Annotated in this window: 14 protein-coding genes; 6 read left to right on the top strand and 8 right to left on the bottom strand. The window is 67.8% G+C overall.

Features of this window, described 5'->3' with window-relative positions; all coding sequences use genetic code 11:
• Positions 1-11: 11 nt before the first annotated feature.
• The 4 genes from IBX18_RS29640 to thiD form a co-directional block, all read right to left on the bottom strand.
• Positions 12-293 (bottom strand): hypothetical protein, encoded by a 282-nt coding sequence (locus IBX18_RS29640; RefSeq protein ID WP_194836787.1) that lies wholly within the window; start codon positions 291-293, stop codon positions 12-14.
• A 75-nt stretch (positions 294-368) separates the two neighbouring features.
• On the bottom strand, positions 369-800 hold the full coding sequence (locus IBX18_RS29635) for a VOC family protein (protein ID WP_194836786.1): 432 nt from the start codon (positions 798-800) through the stop codon (positions 369-371).
• 43 nt (positions 801-843) lie between these two features.
• Complete coding sequence (locus IBX18_RS29630) at positions 844-1,275, bottom strand: nitroreductase family deazaflavin-dependent oxidoreductase (RefSeq protein ID WP_306796470.1); 432 nt, start codon at positions 1,273-1,275, stop codon at positions 844-846.
• A 181-nt stretch (positions 1,276-1,456) separates the two neighbouring features.
• Positions 1,457-2,299, bottom strand: a complete 843-nt coding sequence (thiD, locus tag IBX18_RS29625) for a bifunctional hydroxymethylpyrimidine kinase/phosphomethylpyrimidine kinase (protein WP_373889240.1) — start codon at positions 2,297-2,299, stop codon at positions 1,457-1,459.
• Positions 2,300-2,414: 115 nt separating this feature from the next.
• Here thiD and IBX18_RS29620 point away from each other — a divergent pair, with 115 nt between their 5' ends.
• The 4 genes from IBX18_RS29620 (at position 2,415) to IBX18_RS29605 (ending at position 5,544) form a co-directional block, all read left to right on the top strand.
• Positions 2,415-3,449, top strand: coding sequence for an AraC family transcriptional regulator (locus IBX18_RS29620; RefSeq protein ID WP_194836784.1), 1,035 nt, complete (start codon positions 2,415-2,417; stop codon positions 3,447-3,449).
• 97 nt (positions 3,450-3,546) lie between these two features.
• Positions 3,547-4,149, top strand: coding sequence for an NAD(P)/FAD-dependent oxidoreductase (locus IBX18_RS29615; RefSeq protein ID WP_194836783.1), 603 nt, complete (start codon positions 3,547-3,549; stop codon positions 4,147-4,149).
• A 117-nt stretch (positions 4,150-4,266) separates the two neighbouring features.
• Positions 4,267-5,169, top strand: coding sequence for a LysR family transcriptional regulator (locus IBX18_RS29610; protein WP_194836782.1), 903 nt, complete (start codon positions 4,267-4,269; stop codon positions 5,167-5,169).
• Positions 5,170-5,247: 78 nt separating this feature from the next.
• On the top strand, positions 5,248-5,544 hold the full coding sequence (locus tag IBX18_RS29605) for a DUF6506 family protein (protein WP_194836781.1): 297 nt from the start codon (positions 5,248-5,250) through the stop codon (positions 5,542-5,544).
• A gap of 64 nt (positions 5,545-5,608) precedes the next feature.
• Here IBX18_RS29605 and IBX18_RS29600 read toward each other — a convergent pair whose 3' ends face one another.
• Positions 5,609-7,090 (bottom strand): MFS transporter, encoded by a 1,482-nt coding sequence (locus tag IBX18_RS29600; protein WP_194836780.1) that lies wholly within the window; start codon positions 7,088-7,090, stop codon positions 5,609-5,611.
• Positions 7,091-7,464: 374 nt separating this feature from the next.
• The gene (gene ligA, locus IBX18_RS29595) at positions 7,465-9,456 is read right to left on the bottom strand and encodes an NAD-dependent DNA ligase LigA (protein WP_194836779.1); all 1,992 of its coding nucleotides are present in this window, start codon (positions 9,454-9,456) and stop codon (positions 7,465-7,467) included.
• Positions 9,457-9,588: 132 nt separating this feature from the next.
• Between ligA and IBX18_RS29590 the strand changes: the two genes are divergently transcribed.
• Positions 9,589-12,717, top strand: a complete 3,129-nt coding sequence (locus IBX18_RS29590) for a BTAD domain-containing putative transcriptional regulator (RefSeq protein ID WP_228541979.1) — start codon at positions 9,589-9,591, stop codon at positions 12,715-12,717.
• On the opposite strand, the gene IBX18_RS29585 is transcribed toward IBX18_RS29590, so the two are convergent.
• Positions 12,701-13,810, bottom strand: a complete 1,110-nt coding sequence (locus tag IBX18_RS29585) for a serine hydrolase (protein ID WP_194836777.1) — start codon at positions 13,808-13,810, stop codon at positions 12,701-12,703. The two genes, IBX18_RS29590 and IBX18_RS29585, sit on opposite strands and share 17 nt — an antisense overlap.
• A 48-nt stretch (positions 13,811-13,858) precedes the next feature.
• Positions 13,859-14,494: a DUF4097 family beta strand repeat-containing protein gene (locus IBX18_RS29580; protein ID WP_194836776.1), complete on the bottom strand. Its 636-nt coding sequence runs from the start codon at positions 14,492-14,494 to the stop codon at positions 13,859-13,861.
• A 291-nt stretch (positions 14,495-14,785) separates the two neighbouring features.
• Between IBX18_RS29580 and IBX18_RS29575 the strand changes: the two genes are divergently transcribed.
• On the top strand, positions 14,786-15,916 hold the full coding sequence (locus tag IBX18_RS29575; RefSeq protein WP_194836973.1) for an NAD(P)/FAD-dependent oxidoreductase: 1,131 nt from the start codon (positions 14,786-14,788) through the stop codon (positions 15,914-15,916).
• Positions 15,917-15,956: the final 40 nt, after the last annotated feature.

Here is a 15,956-nt window from a genome sequence, read left to right as displayed (position 1 = left end):
CGTCGCCCAATTCAGGTCCTGCGCATGAACGCTATTGTGTAGTAAACATTTTCGATGTTCCGTTCGACCACGCTGACCAACTCCCAGCCCTGCGATTCGAGCAGTTCGATGCCGTTGACCAGGTGGACGACCGGTTCGAAGATCGCGCGCTGATAGTCGGCCGAACCGAACACGAAGCCGCCGGTCTGCGGGGAGCTCAGGACCAGGTGTCTACGTGGATAGGACCGCAGATCCACCATGCCGTTCAATACGGCGATCACATCGAAAATAGGCCCGGGCGCAGGAGCATTCACGTGCCCATCGTCCCGCACGCCCGGGCGCGCTCGACCACGGCCCACTGCTGGTCGATGAGACCCGCGTGCGCTCGGTCAGGTGGCGAAGACCTGGGAGTCGTCGGCGAAGGCCTTGAACTCCAAGGCATTACCCGCGGGATCGAGCAGGAACATCGTCCACTGCTCGCCGGGCTGTCCCTCGAACCGCACATACGGCTCGATCACGAATGAGGTGCCCGCGGCTCGAAGGCGCTCGGCGAGCTGATGGAACTGCGGGATCGGCAGGATCAGGCCGAAGTGGGGGACCGGTACATCATGGCCGTCGACCGGGTTGTGGATCCGCTGCGGGCGGTCCGGTGCGAGGTGGGTGACGAATTGGTGGCCGTGCAGATTCCAGTCCACCCAGGTCTCCGCGCTGCGCCCCTGGGGCAGGCCGAGTACCGCGCCGTAGAAATGGCGCGCGGCGTCGAGGTCGTCGACCGGCATCGCCAAATGAAATCTCGGAATCGGAGAGTCGAGAGCGGTCATGCGACAACCTTATTCGGCGCGACGCGGATAGGACCCGTACTGGCTACTTCGGTTCGAGTACGAACACCGGGATCAGGCGGTCGGTCTTCACCTGATACTCGGCGTAGGGCGGGTAGGCGGCTACCGCCCGCTCCCACCATTCGGCCCGCTCAGCACCCTCGACCTCACGCGCGACGTAGTCCTTCGTCACGGTGCCGTCCTGCAACGGGAACTCCGGGTAGGCCTTGATGTTGTAGTACCAGGTGGGGTGCTCGGGGGCGCCGCCCTTGGACGCCACCACCGCGTAATTGCCGTCGTGCTCGACCCGCATCACCGGGGTGTAGCGCAGTTTGCCGGTCTTGGCGCCGCGCAGGGTCAGCAACACCACTGGCGACCCGAGGACATCGATGCCCTCGGTGGTCCCGGTCTCGAGAATCTTCTTCGTCTGATCCTGCACCCATTCGGTGGGGCTGAGCTCTGCGGATTCGTTGGCCATGACCAGGCCAACAATACTTGTGTCCGCCTTATTCCCGCGCCGACATACTGGGGATGCACGCTAGCGCCGTCGCCCACCGGACCGATCTGATCGAGTAGGTCGGAAGCGACCGAGAGCCGCTCGAAACCGCATAGCGCGGCTGAAACGCCGGAGACGTTGCTGCCCTGGATGATTCGCGCGTTCAGTGCTCGCGCAACCGCCACAGCGCCGATACCGGACCATGCCCCGCGCCGAGCGGGTAGGACGCCTTCAGGGAGCGGGTGGTCCATTCCTTCGCGAACGCGATCGCCGCGGGCACGTCGTAGCCGTGTGCGAGTGCGGAGGCGGTTGCGGTGGCCAGCGTGTCGCCCGCGCCGTGATCGTGGGCGGTGTCGACCCGCGGCGCGGACAGCTCGTGGAAGCGCTCTCCGTCGTAGAGCAGGTCACTGCTGAAGGCGGAGGAGCGCAGATGTCCGCCCTTCACGATCGTCCAGCGCTGGCCGAACTTGTGCAGCGCCTCGGCCGCCCGGCGCGCGGTGCGATCGTCGGTGACGTCGATGCCGACGAGTAACCGGACCTCGTCCAGATTGGGGGTCAGCACGGTGGCCATCGGAATCAGCGCGTGCCGCAACGCATCCAAGGCGGAGTCGGGTAGTAGTGGATCGCCGTGTATCGAGGCCGAGACCGGATCCACCACGAACGGGATCGACCCGTCCTGCCCGATGCCCACCTCGCGACAGACCTGCGCGACCGCTTCGATGGTGGCCTCGGTCGCCAGCATGCCGGTCTTGGCGGCACCGATCCCGATGTCGCTCACCACAACTCGCACCTGGTCGGCAACGATCTGCGGCGGGATCACGTGAATATCGCTGACGCGCAGCGAGTTCTGCACGGTGACCGCGGTGACCGCCACGCAGGCATGCACGCCAAGCAGGGCCATGGAGCGGGAATCCGCCTGGACGCCTGCGCTGCCGCCGGAATCGGTCCCGCCGATGGTGAGCACGCGGACCGGGGTCTGACCATCGGGTGTCAGTGGCAAGTACACGGCGACAGTCAACACCATGGCGCCGCGGCACGGTCGAGGCGCTTCGCTGTCGCGTGATCGTGGACGAGGGTCGGCTGCGCGGCAGGCCGGGCGCCCGGTATCGTCCGCTCAGGTCATGATGGCAGGCGATATCGGTAAAGCGGCACCCACCTGGGATCACCCCCGTGGGTCGGCAGCGGTGCGCGTCCTGGTCGAGGTCGGCGTGGCGCACGGGATGTCGGTGACCGCCTGCCTGATCGGCAGCGGGCTTCGATCCGAAGACCTCGGCGACCCGACCACGGTGGTGCAGGCTGCGCAGGAATTGTCGGTGGCGCGCAACCTCATTCGAGAGCTCGGCGACCGACCCGGCCTCGGCGCGGAGGCCGGCAGCAGGCACACCATCGGCAGCCTCGGCGTCTGGGGGTACGCGATGATGTCGAGCCCGACGCTGCGCGATGCCATCGTGCTCGGCATCCGCTATGTCGAGCTGTCCTTCGCGTTCGTGCGGGTACGGCTGGTGGAGGCCGACCGCGAGGTCGCGGTGGTCTGCGCCGACGCGGACATTCCCGCCGATGTCCGTGCGTTCTTCGTCGAACGTGAGCTGGTCAAGATCGCGCATCTGGTTCCGATCGCGCTGGGACCGAGCGTGGGGGTGCGGGTCGAAACCGGGTTGACCGGCGCGCGAGCCGAAGCGGTGCGGTCGCGGATCGGCGACATCGAGCTACGGTCGGGCTGTCGGCACCATCGCATCGTGCTGGACCGCGATGTGCTCGACCTGCCGCTGCCCAACGCGGACCCGCTGGTCACCAGCGAGTTGGAGCGCGAATGCCTGCGCCTGCTCGATCTGCGGCGCGGGCGGGGTGCGTTGGCCGGTCGGGTGCGCGCGCTGCTGCTCGCGGACCTCGACACCGCGCCGGGCATGGACCTGATCGCTGCCCGGCTGCACGTCGACCCGCGGACGCTGCGGCGCAACCTCGCGGCTGAAGGCACCTCGTTTCGTGAGCTCGCCGACGAGGTGCGCGCGGCGCTCGCGGCAGAACTGCTGGGCACCGGGCTCCCCGTGGCCGCCGTCGCCACGCGGCTGGGTTTTCACGATGCCGCCGGATTCTCGCGGGCCTACCGGAGATGGACCGGGGAGACGCCGGGTCGCGCCCGCCGCCTGTCCGGCTGACCGGATCAACGCCGCGTGGCCGGATGTCCGAAACGGACAACAACCTTGTCCGCCACGGACCTGGGTCGCGCACGGTCACGTTCCTATCGTTGCGAACATGACCGGATCAACACCGACGGTAGCCATTATCGGCGCGGGCTTCGGCGGGCTTGCCGCCGCTATCGAGCTGGGCCGCAACGGGATTCACAGCTATCGCGTCTTCGAGCGGGGCGACTCGGCGGGTGGGGTGTGGCGGGCCAACACCTACCCGGGCGCGGCCTGCGACGTGCCGTCCCCGGCCTACTGCTTCTCCTACGAGCTCGAGACCGAATGGTCGGCGCGTTACGGCTCGCAGCCGGAGATCCACCGGTACTTGCAGCGCTGCGCGGACAAGTACGGGGTCACGCCCAAGATCAGCTTTGATACCGAGGTCACGGCGGCGGCGTTCGTGGACGGGCGTTGGCGGCTGACGTTCGCCGACGGTGACCGTCAGGAATTCGACGCGCTGATCTGTGCCACCGGCCAACTGTCCAGGCCGAAGATTCCGCAGCTGCCGGGCCTGGACACCTTCGCGGGCAGCCAGTTCCATTCGGCGGAGTGCCCGGGGTGGTACCACACCGACACCGGCAAGGTGTTCGCCGTATGGCCCGGCTCGCATGTCGCATATGCCCGGGCGACACGAGAGTTGGTTCTCGCCGATTACGAGCACGCGGCCGGATAACGAAACCAGAAGTATCGACCGATCGCGTGCGCCGACTTACGCCTGGATCGCGATGAACGGTTTTCGGCCCCACTTACGAAGCATCGGGGCCGCACAGCGTTCAGCTAGCGTTGGCGGATGGAACTGCGACAGTTGCGGTACTTCCTCGCCGTCGCCGAGGAGCGGAATCTCACGCGCGCCGCGGAGGTGGTGGGGATCCGGCCGACGTCGTTGAGTCAGCAAATCATCGCGCTCGAACGGGAGCTCGGCGCGGCGTTGTTCGTGCGTAGTTCGGCGGGGATGACGCCGACGCAGGCCGGTGCGCGGCTGGTGGGGCATGCGCGAACGGTGGTGGAGTCGGCGCGGCGGGCGCAGGAGTCGATACAGCAGCGTTCGGGATTGCGGCTGGCCGTGACACCCGGCGCGCCGCCGTGGTGTGCGTCGGCACTGTGGCGTGCGGCGGGCGAATCGGTGCCCGAGGTCGCCGACTTGCAGACCGCTGAGCAGTTGTCTCGACTGCGCGACGGTGCGCTCGATGCCGGTGTGTTGCTGTTGCCTGCCGACTTGTCGGGTTTGCAGGCCGTGACGATCGAGGACACCGAACTGGGCGTGGTGGTGGCGCTCGACCATCGGCTGGCCGACCGAAAGATGGTGCGGTGGGACGATCTCGACGGCTGCACCTTGTCGTGGTTCGCGCGTTCGTGGGCACCGGGCTACTACGACGCGATTCGCGAGACGTGGATTCGGGCAGGCTGGCATCCGGTGGCCGTGCGTGAAAGTGCGCCGCGCCGGGGCCTTTTCGGCGCGGAACTCGCACACGGCGGGAATGTCGTCGCGCTACGACCGGCCTGGGATGTGCGGCCGGGCGACGGGTTGGTGTGGCTGCCGTTTGCCGCCGACGCACCACGAATCCGGTATGCCCTGGTGTGGAATGCGGCCGATTCCGCTGCCGCGCGATACCGTTCGATCGCCGCTGACCTGGTGGCTGCGGCAACGCCGCACACGCGTGCGGTGCTGCCTCGTGGACAGGGCGGCCGGTGATCGGTTCTGCTGGAAGCGGATAGGGCCACATCGAAGCATTCGGTGCGGCCGAAGTCGGCTGACAGGAGAGGTTGGCGCATGGCGCTCACCGCATGGGGATTCATCTACACCGCGAGCGGCAGTGACCCGGACCGGGAGACGGTCGTCGAAACACCCAGCTGCCGTTCGGTTTTCGTCGGCGTGGATCATCCGGAGCAGGTTGTCGTCGTGGCGCGCCGCCTCGTCGCCGGTGGTGTTCAGCTGATCGAGTTGTGCGGCGGGTTCGGGCCGGTATGGACCGCACGGGTGATCGAGGCTGTTCAGGGCGCGGTGCCGGTGGGTGCGGTTGCCTACGGTACCGAGGCCATCGATCAGGTACACGCGATCTTCGCTTGACCCGCAGCGAGCTTGCTCATCGCGCTAAGAAGGCGGCACCGGGGTAGGGTGCCGCCCTCTCGGCTCAGTCGGCCTGGCTGTTTTTCTCCTTCGGCAGGAAGAACATCACGGCCCACATCACCGCCAAAGCCCCACCGACCCACCACAGCACACCGGTGAACGCGTCGCGGTTGAGCACGCTCGCGGCTGACCCGCCGGTGGCGGCGTAGAACACGAGAGCAGTCAACGCGGTCCCGAAGGCGATGCCTAGATGCATTGCGGTGTTGAACAGACCCGAGGCCGAACCGGCGCTCTTGTGTGGAACTTTCGCGAGCGTCAGGTCGGCGATCGGTCCGCCGACCATGCCGAGGCCGAAGCCGAGCAGCATGACGGGGACGGTCATCACGAGCAGGGTCAGGTCGGCCTGCCCGCTGCTGATCTGGAGCCCATAGACCGCCATCGATGCGAGTGCGATCACGGCTCCCGCCTGAGGCAGGCGGCGCCCGAAGCGCCCGGCGGTCTTCGTCGCGACCATCGCACCGGCGAACTCGCCGACGGCGAGCAGCATGAAGGCCAAGGCGGCCAGCACCGGGCTCATGCCGAGGCCACGCTGCAAATACTGCGTCCAGGTCATGAAGAACAGCCCACACAGCAGGCCCAGCATCAGCTGAGCGGACAACCCACCGGCGAACGCCTTGTCCTTGAACAAGGACAGCACCACCAGCGGAGCATCGTCTTTCCGACGCTGCTGCTGGCGCAGGAAAACGCCGAGCACCAGCAGACCGCAGGCGAGCATGGCGAAGCACCAGAGCGGCCAGTGATGGGTATGGCCCTCGGTGAGCGGGAAGACGATCAGCACCATGGCCATCGCGGACAGCAACATCCCGGTGAGGTCGAGCCGATCGGCCTTCGCCGCGGTCGACTCGATGATGAACTTCCGTCCGAGAATGATCACGGCGAGGCCGACGGGCACGTTGATCAGGAAGATCGGCCGCCAGGACAGCCCGAACAGGTCGGCCTCGGTGAGCAGGCCGCCCAGAACGGGACCCAGGACGCTGCCCATCGACAGGACCGCTCCGTAGAGGCCGAACGCCCTGCTGCGATTCTCGCCGTCGAAGGTGACGTGCATGGTGGCCAGGACCTGCGGGATCATCACGGCGACACCGATGCCCTGGAGCACACGGGCGGCGATCAGCACCTCGAGGCCGGTGGCGAGGCCGCACAGCAGGGAGGCGAGCGTGAATACGGCGGTGCCGATGAGCAGGACCTTGCGCCGACCGTAGATGTCGCCGAGCCTGCCGCCGGTGATCAGCCCGAGGGCGACGGTCAGCGAGTAACCGGCGGTCAGCCACTGCACCGCGGCCGGTCCGGCGCCGGTCGACGCCTGGATGGCGGGCAAGGCGGTGAGGACCACCGACTGGTCGAGGATGTCCATGAGTTCGGCAACCAGGACGACCACGAGGGCGATCGTGGCGGCCCGGGTCATCTTCGACGATCGGCCGGATACGGGGTCAGCCGAGGACGCGGCGGCGCGGCGCGGCTCGTTGTCGAGCGCGGAGGAATTCACGGTGAGACTCCTGTTCAGGAATCGGGGAGCTCGCCGTCAGCCGCGCAGGGGTCGGAGAACACGAAACCCGGGGCAGTCGGCAGAGCTGCACCCGGGACTTCTGGGGGATGGGTGACACAACTCAGGCCAGCGCGACGTCCGCCCCTTGGCACGTTCGAAGAATCAGAACGTGGGGGAAATGCGGACGACTACATGGCCTGGGATATAAGTCACCACCTCGAATCCTCTACAGAAGGAACAGAAAGTTTGAGCTGCCGCCGAAGGGGTCTTCGGGCAGCATCTCATCCACGGTACGACAGACCTCGGTCCCTGCGCACGTCATAGTGGTCTCCGCCACCATCTGGCTCGAGCAGGGAACGAGGTACTGCCGGGATCTAGACGACCTTGGCGTCGATCAGCAGGTTCCAGATCTCACCCTGGTCGACGACCTCGACACCGAGTTTCTCCGCCTTGGTCAGCTTGCTCTCGCCGACTCCCGCACCGGCGATCAGCATGTCGGTGCTCGCCGACACCGAGGACGCAGCCGTCGCTCCCGCCTTCTCGCACAGGCGCTGGAACGTTGGGCGGGCGACTTTTTCGCCGGACCGCGGGTCGCTGATCGCGCCGGTGATCACCACCGTCTTGCCGGCCAGGGGCGCGCCGGCCGCGATGACCGGTGGCAGGTCCTCCTCGCGTACGTCCAGCGAGACGCCCGCCTGGCGGAGCCGCTCCAGTTCCGGGCGCAGGCGAGTGAGGTGCACGACCAGGGAGGCGGCGACCTTCGGTCCGATGTCCTCCACCGCGACGAGCCGTTCCTCGCCCGCGTCGGCGACCTCCTCGAGGGAGCCGAAGCCCGCTCGGGCCAGGCGTGCGGCGGTGCCGTCGGAGGCCATCGGGATCGCCAAGCCGATCAGCGCGCGACGCAGGCCGACCTGGCGGCTGGCATCGATCGATTCGATCATGCGCGCGGCCGAGACCTCGCCGATGCGGTCGAACTCGAGCAGACGTTCCTTGGTCAGTGTGTAGAAGTCCGCGGGACTCTCCAGGATGCCCGCCTCGGCGAGCCGTTCGATCCACTTCTGCCCGATGGCATCGATGTCCGCCGCTGCCCGCGACGCCCAGTGGATCAACCTGCGCACCGTCTGCGCGGGACAGGAGACGTTGGTGCAGAACAGCTCCCGGCTGTTGCCCTGTTCGGTCACCGGCTGCTCGCAGGAGGGGCAGACCGTGGGCGGCACGATCTCTTGCTCCTCGCCGGTGCGTTTGGAAGCGTCGAGCACGCCGGCCACGAACGGGATCACGTCGCCCGCGCGGCGCACCAAAACCGTGTCACCGACCTTGATGTCGCGGGCGCGGATCACCTCTTGGTTGGCCAGCGTGGCCTTCGTGACCGTCGTGCCGCCGACAAACACCGGCTCCAGCCACGCGACCGGGACGATCTTGCCGGTCTTGCCGACATCCCAGATCACCTCGCGCAGCAGCGTGGTCTTCTCCTCGGCGGCGAATTTGAACGCGAGCGCGCCGCGCGGGGAGTTCGACCGAGTTCCGGCCGCCGCGTAGGCCTCTCGGTCGGCCAGTCGCAGCACCGCGCCGTCGAGGTCGTAGTCCAGATCGTTGCGGCCCTGCTCGATCGCGGTGATCGCCGCCTGCGCCTGCTCGGCGTCGGTGCAGTGCCGCATCTGAGCACCGGCGATGCCCAGCGCGCGCAATCCCTCCTCGAGGTCGACCGCGGCGCCGCCGTCGGAGGTATCCAAGTCGAAGCCGAAGAACCGCAGGCGGCGTTCGGCGACCGTGGCCGGGTCCTTCGCGCGCAGCGTGCCCGCCGCGGCGTTGCGTGGGTTGATCAGCGGCTTGTCCGGATGCGCGGTGTTGTAGGCGACGAAGGTCGAACGCAGCATTACCGCCTCGCCACGGACTTCCACCCGGCCCGGGGCGTCGATCCGCTCCGGAATCCCGTCGACCAACGCGCGGACCAGCATGGTCACGTCGTCACCGGTGGTGCCGTCACCACGGGTCACCGCGCGCGCCAGCCGCCCGTCCTCGAAGACCAGCGCCAGGGACAACCCGTCGAGCTTCGGCATCACCACCACCGACTGACCGGGGAAGCGATCGAAGAACGCCGCCACCTGCTCGGGCTTGGTTGCCTTCTCGAGCGACAGCATCGGCCGCGAATGCCGGATCGGGGCGTGCAGCACCGCGGGCGCGCCGACCTCGTCCAGTGGATTCGGGTCCGGCGCGAGCTCGGGGTTCGCCTCGATCAGGCCGCGTAGCTCGTCCTCGATCGCGTCGTACTCGGCGTCCGCGACCAGCGGCGACCCCTGGTAATAGGCATCGCGCAGCGCCACAATGCGATCCGCGAGCTCTTGGATACGTTCACCGATTTCCACAGTCCCTGACGCTACCGATACCTACCGACAACCGCGCGAAAGACGCCACCCGGCGCGCTCGATCCGGGTTGGGCAGGGTCGAGGATGTAGGTGCAGCACCGCCCACGGCAGAATGGTGCGGTGCAGATCGGGATGCTTGGACCGCTCGAGATCCGAGAAGAAGACGGCGGATTGATCGAGATACCAGGTGCTCGGTTGCGGACGCTGGTGGTTGCCCTCGCGCTCGAACCCGGGCGCGTGGTTCCGAAAGCGACGCTGGTCGACTGGATTTGGGGCGAGCAGCTGCCCGCCGACGCGGCGAATTCCTTGCAGGCGTTGGTGTCCCGGCTGCGGCGGGTGCTGCCGGAAGGGGTGCTCGACGGGCAGCCGGGCGGTTACCGACTGACGGTGGAGCCGCGCGCTGTCGACGCCATCCGGTTCGAACAGCTGCTCGACCAGGCCCGCGGCGCTGAGGATGCGCACCAGGCCAAGCTGTTGCGGGAAGCCCTCGAGCTGTGGCGTGGTGCGCCGATGCAGGACGTCGGCGTGCAGGACAGCGGCGCGGCGGACGCGGTGGTCACCCGCCTGGAAGGGTTGCGCCTCGCCGCGCTGGAGGACTGCTACGAAGCGGAGATCCGGCTCGGACGGGGTGCCGAACTGATCACCGAGCTCACCGAACTGGTCGCCCGATACCCGGTGCGAGAAAGACTCGTCGCCGCGTTGATGCGTGCCCTCGGCGCCGCAGGGCGTAGCAATGAGGCACTCAGTGTGTACCAGCGGGCGCGGGAAACCCTCGCCGACGAACTGGGCGTCGACCCGTCAGCGGAGCTCGCCGCACTGCACGTCGCGTTGCTGCGCGGCGAATTCGGCGCACAGGACCACGATCGCAAAACGAACCTGCGGGCCGAATTGACCACCTTCGTCGGCAAATACGGCGACGTCGCCGCGGTGCGCGAACTCGTGGCGCAGCACCGGCTCACCACCTTGACCGGGCCCGGCGGCTCCGGAAAAACCCGGCTGGCCCTGGAAACCGCGCGCACGCTGCTCGACGACCTGCCGGAAGGCGCCTGGCTGGTGGAACTGGCGTCCGTCGGCGCGAAGGGTGATGTGGCGCAATCGGCACTCGCCGCACTCGGACTCCGGGACGCGCTGCTCGGCGGCGCACCGGACGCCGAACCGATAGATCGGCTGATCGCCGCGCTCCGCGAGCGCGAAACACTGTTGATCCTGGACAACTGCGAGCACGTGATCGAGTCCGCGGCGGCGTTCGCCCACCGGGTGCTCGGCGAGTGTCGCCGGTTGCGCATCCTGGCGACGAGCAGGGAACCGCTCGGCATTACTGGCGAAGCGCTATGGCAGGTGGTGCCGCTGGAGCTGCCCGCCGCGGACGCGGACCCGGGTGCAATCGAGTCCTCCCCGGCGGTTCAGCTGCTGCGCGACCGGGCGGGCGCGGTGCGCACTGATCTCACGGCCGACGCGAACGCACTGGCGACCATGGCGCGCGTCTGTCGCGCGCTGGACGGAATTCCCCTGGCGATCGAGCTGGCCGCGGCCCGGTTGCGCACCATGTCCCTCGATCAGCTCGCCAACCGCCTCGACGATCGGTTCCGCCTGCTGACCGGCGGCAGCCGCACCGCGCTGCCACAACATCGGACGTTGCGCGCGGTGGTCGACTGGAGCTGGGAGCTGCTCACCGACGCCGAACGGTTGGTGCTGCGCAGGCTCGCGGTGTTCGCCGGTGGCGCGAGTCTCGAAGCGGCCGAACAGGTTTGCGCGGGCGACGACGCGGTCGAGCGGTGGGAGGTGCTGGATCTGCTCACCGCGCTGACCGAGAAGTCGCTGCTGGTCGTTGCCGGGGACAGCGGCCCGCGCTATCGGATGCTCGACACGATCAAGCAGTACGCCGCGGACCGGCTGGTGGAGTCGGGGGAGGCGGACGCGGCGCGCCACGCGCATCTCGCGTACTTCACCGGACTCGCCGACACCGCTGAGTCACACCTGCGCCGCGCCGAGCAGTTGACGTGGCTCGCCACGCTCGAGGTCGAGCACGACAACCTCGCTGTCGCGATGCGGGGTGCGCTCGCGGCCGGCGACGCCGCCGGGGCGATGCGGCTCGCGGCGGCGGCGGGCTGGTACTGGTGGCTCAGCGGGCACAAGGCCGAGGGCATGGAGCTGATCACCGCCGCCGCCGACCTGCCGGGCGAGGTGGACGACGCGACCCGGGCGATGGTGTACGCGCTGGTCGTGCACTTCATGAGCTCAGGGCCGAGTGACGATGGCCAGGTGGAGGAATGGATCCACAAGGCGTACCGATTCAGTCGGAACAGTCAGGCCCACAACCCGTTGCTGCGGTTCGTGGACGCGCTGGAACACATGCTGCAAGGGCCGGATTCGCTGCTGCCCGCGTTCGAGCCGCTGATCGCCGACGACGATCCCTGGGTGCGGGCGCTGGCCCGGCTGCAACTGGGCAAGATGCGGATCGTGCTCGGCCAGCCGGGGCGGGAGGCGGACGTCTATCTCGAGACCGCCCTCGCCGAGTTCCGAGCCATCGGCGAGCGCTGGGGCATGTCGTTCGCGTTGACCGAGCTGGCGAATCGGATCGCCATGCGCGGCGAATTCGCCGGTGCGTGTGCGCATCTCGATCAAGCGATCGCAGTGGTCACCGAAGTCGGGGCGATCGAGGACGTGCTGCTGATGCGGGCGCGGCAGGCTCAGTTCTACTGGCTCCTAGGGGATGCGGAGGCGAGCGCGGCCGCGATGACCGAGGCGCAGCGGTACGCGGATCAGTCCGCCTGGCCGAAAGCGCTGGCCGAACTCGCCTTGACGCGAGCGGAGTTGGCCCGCTGGCGCGGCGACGCCGAGGAGGCGTACCGGCAAATCGACGTCGCGACAACACTATTGGGCAGCGATGCGGAGCACGGGTACATCAGCGCGCTGATCCACGGCATGCGCGGCTATCTCGCGGAGGGTCTGGACGACGCCCGCGAACAGCACGCGGCAGCCTTCGATGCGGCAGCGGCTGCGGGATTCGCCCCGCTCATCGCCCAAATACTCGTCGGGATAGCGGATTTGGCGCTCCGCCGTGAACAGGACGAGCAGGCCGTGCGGCTGCTCGCGGCGAGTGCCGCGGTGCGCGGGCTGCCTGATCATTCCCTACCGGATGTGGTCCGGATCGAGCAGACAGCACGACGTCGCCTCGGCGAAGCACGCTTCACCGAGGCGACGGAGGATGGGGCACAAGCAGATTGGCGCGAACTGGTGGCAACTACGCTTGCTCGCTGAGGTCGGTCTGCCCGTCGCAGAACACCTCCGCGACGAGTCGCTTCGTCGCTTCTTGGAAGGCCGCGGCCATGGACAGGTCGGGGTCGTCCACGTAGTTCAGCGCGGCGGTCAGGGTCTTGCTGCCGTCGGGCGTGCTGTACATGAGCGCCGCGTGGCCCGAGATGCCGCCGTTGTGCGTGACAACGGTGCCGCCGCAGCCGGTGTCCTGCACGAAGACGCCCAGGCCGTAGCCGACTTTGGGGTGCGGCGTGCACATCTCGGCCAGTAGCGGCGCGGGCAGCAGCTTCCCGCCTACCAGTGCGGAGATGAACGTCTGCAGGTCCCGGGTCGTTGAGATCATGTCGCCACCGCTGGAGATCCAGGACGGGTTCTGGCTGGTGACGTCGACCGTCTGCTGCTCGCCGCCGTCCTCGTAGCGGTAGTAGGCGTGGGCGTGCGGCTCGGGGATCGCCGACTCGGTGGTCGGTGCCACGGTGTCGTGCAGGCCCAGCGGACCGAGGATCAGCCGCTGCATCTCCTCGGCGTACGGGCGGCCGCTGACCTTTTCGATCAGCAGCCTGGCCAGCACGTAGTTGGTGTTGGCGTAGCTCCAGTCGGTTCCGGGTTCGAACCGCGGCGGCTTGGACAAGGCCAGGCGCACAAGTTCTTCGGGCTGGTAGGTCTTGAACCGGTTGTCCACCCACTCCTTACCGGACCAGGCGATCCCCGGTACGAACGTCCCGTCCTCGAGTAGCTCGCCGGTGAAGTTGAAGACTCCGCTGGTGTGCTGCAACAGCATTCGCACCGTGATCCGCGGGTCCAGCTCGAACTCCGGCAGGTAGTCGACCGCCGCAGTGTCGAGATCGATCTTGCCCTCTGCCACCAATTGCAGGACCAGAGTCGCGATGAAAGTCTTTGTGTTGCTGCCGATTCGGATGTGGCCGTTGGTCGGTGGCTTCGCGGTTCCGCCCAGTTCGCGCACGCCGGCGCTGCCGAGCCACTCGCCCTGCTCGTCGTGCACGCGCAATTCGATACCGGTGAAACCGGAATCGGCCATCTGCTCGATGAGTTTCTGGAGTTCCGGACGATCAGGCGCGGTGGAGGGGGTGTTCATGGTTCTGCTTCTCTCTGATGTCGTGCTCGGGTGATTCAGGATCGGTGTTTACGCAGCGTGGTGAATGGTGATGTTGCCGAAGGAGTTACGCGCGAAGACCTGCACGGTTTCCGCCTTCTCCAGCTGCTGGACCGGGCTCATTGCGTTGAGGACGCTGCCTTGCAGAGCGTTGGTTTCCAGCCGCACCGCGCTGCCCGGGTGAATACCTACCTCCAGCTCGCCGACGGCCGTCTCCAGTCGCAGTACGCCGCGAGAGGCTTCGCCGATGCGGATGTCGCCCTTGGCGACCTTGGCGGTCACCGAATCGCTGGGGCGTTCGACGGTGATGTCGCCTGCCGCAATCGCCAGGTCGCACTCGCCGAGTTCGCCGGCGCCCAGGAGACGACCCACCCCGGCGGTGGCCTTCAGCTGGGAGCCGGTGGGGACCTCGATGGTGACCGTGATCGACGGGTTGCCGCCGAACGGGGTGTAGGTCCGCCACTGCTTCGGCGTTTTCACGGTCAGGGTGCCTGCGGTGAAATCGACCTGGGTTTGCTCGGCGGCGCGCACGTCGCCCTTCTTGGCCGGATCGGCCGGTCGGACCACGACGACGGTGTCGGTGCGGTCGGAGGCGATGACGGTGACGTCGCCGCTGAGCACGTCGACGGTGATGGCGATGGGGGCGGGGGTCTGGAAGGTGGACATGGTTGTACTCCTTTGGTGCGGAACGGATTTCGAAGGGTCAGTCGGTGCACATTGCCGAGGTGGGCTTGCGTCGTCCCTCGGTTGCTGTGCTGTTCATGGGACTACTGTCGCGAGCCCGGCTGATACCGGGCTGACAGCGGCCTGACACGTCTACTGACATGGCGTTGGGCCAGGTCACAGCTGGATTGTGGGCCGGCTCGCGCCGTTCGCGCTGACGGCAGGGCGGCGCAAGGGTGGTGCAAGTGGCATGCAATCGGACGCCCGCAGAGTCGTGGAATGACCGAAACATTCATGCACACGCCCGTCACGATCATCGGCGCCGGACTCGGCGGACTCACGCTGGCTCGTGTGCTGCACGTCCACGGCATTCCGGCCACGGTCTATGAGGCCGAGCCTTCGCCGACGGCGCGTGCGCAGGGCGGGATGCTCGACATCCACGACTACAACGGGCAACTCGCCATCGCCGCAGCCGACCTGGTGGACGAGTTCCGTGGTCTCATCCTCCCGGGCCGCCAAGCGATGCGGATCCTCGACCGCGACGGCACCGTCCTGCTCGACAAGGCCGACGACGGTACCGGTGGCCGTCCCGAGGTGCAGCGCGGCGAGCTGCGACAGCTGTTGATCGACTCGCTGCCCCCGGGCACCGTCCGGTGGGGCCACAAGGTCAGCGGTGTCCGTGCCGTCGGCGACGGGCGGAACGAGGTGAGCTTCGCCGACGGCAGCACCGTCGTCACCAGCCTGCTGGTCGGCGCCGACGGTGCGTGGTCACGCGTCCGGCCGCTGTTGTCCACCGCCACACCCGAATACATCGGGGAGTCGTTCGTCGAGACCTACCTGTTCGACGCCGACACCCGCCACCGTGCCGCCGCGACCGCGGTCGGCGGCGGAGCCATGATGGCGCCCTCACCCCGCAGAGAGATCCACGCCCACCGGGAAAGGGGCGCGACGCTGCACACCTATGTGGTGATCGCCGAGCCACTGGACTGGTTCGCCACCATCGACTTCACCGATACCGCTGCGGCCACCGCGCGGATCGCAGCGGAGTTCGATGGTTGGGCCCCGGAGCTCACCGCGCTGATCACCGACACCGACACAACACCGATCTGGCGCCCCCACTACGCGCTGCCGACCGGACACCGGTGGGATCGAGTACCCGGGGCCACGCTGCTCGGTGACGCCGCCCACCTCGCCGCCACCAACGGTGAAGGCGCCAACCTGGCCATGCTCGACGGCGCCGAACTCGGCCAGGCACTCGCCGCGCACCCCGACGACATCGAAGCTGCCCTGAACGAATACGAACAGGTCATGTTCGTTCGAAGCACCGAGATGGCCACCGAGGCCGTTGAGTTCTTCGAGGACTTCTTCGATGGCACAGCCGCGAGCTTGGTCACCATGTTCACCGGACAAGACCAGACCCGTTGAGTTCGGGTCGGTGTCGTCAGCAGCTCACGCGCACAACATC

The organism is Nocardia sp. XZ_19_369 (genome assembly GCF_015355715.1).
Taxonomy (GTDB): Bacteria; Actinomycetota; Actinomycetes; order Mycobacteriales; family Mycobacteriaceae; genus Nocardia.
Note: the sequence above shows the minus strand (reverse complement) of the source record. Positions and strands in the feature narration are given on the sequence as shown.